This is a genomic window from Clostridium sp. HCP1S3_C6 (assembly GCF_052066735.1).
In the GTDB taxonomy this organism is placed as follows: Bacteria; Bacillota; Clostridia; order Clostridiales; family Clostridiaceae; genus Clostridium.
Window position 1 is genome coordinate 1 of sequence record NZ_JBQHRN010000077.1, and the last position, 460, is coordinate 460.

A 460-nucleotide genomic window follows, 5' to 3' on the forward strand; every position below is an offset into this window, starting at 1 on the left:
ATTAATTTTTATTGGTGGGCACAACAGGGCTCGAACCTGTGACCCTCTGCTTGTAAGGCAGATGCTCTCCCAGCTGAGCTATGCGCCCAATAAAAATGGTGGATGAGGATGGATTCGAACCATCGAAACGAAACGTAACAGATTTACAGTCTGCCCCCTTTGGCCACTCGGGAACTCATCCAAATGGAGCTGGCAATAGGAATCGAACCTACAACCTGCTGATTACAAGTCAGCTGCTCTACCATTGAGCCATGCCAGCATATTTTTTAGCCTTATTATATTAATTTTTATTGGTGGGCACAACAGGGCTCGAACCTGTGACCCTCTGCTTGTAAGGCAGATGCTCTCCCAGCTGAGCTATGCGCCCAATAAAAATGGTGGATGAGGATGGATTCGAACCATCGAAACGAAACGTAACAGATTTACAGTCTGCCCCCTTTGGCCACTCGGGAACTCATCC

Annotated in this window: 5 tRNA genes; all 5 read right to left on the reverse strand. The window is 47.6% G+C overall.

Features of this window, described 5'->3' with window-relative positions:
• Window positions 1-12: 12 nt before the first annotated feature.
• Window positions 13-88: transfer RNA gene (locus ACTNAO_RS12815), tRNA-Val, on the reverse strand.
• A gap of 8 nt (window positions 89-96) precedes the next feature.
• Window positions 97-181, reverse strand: a tRNA-Tyr gene (locus ACTNAO_RS12820).
• Between the two features lie 3 nt (window positions 182-184).
• A tRNA-Thr gene (locus ACTNAO_RS12825) sits at window positions 185-259 on the reverse strand.
• A gap of 32 nt (window positions 260-291) precedes the next feature.
• Window positions 292-367: transfer RNA gene (locus ACTNAO_RS12830), tRNA-Val, on the reverse strand.
• 8 nt (window positions 368-375) lie between these two features.
• Window positions 376-460: transfer RNA gene (locus tag ACTNAO_RS12835), tRNA-Tyr, on the reverse strand.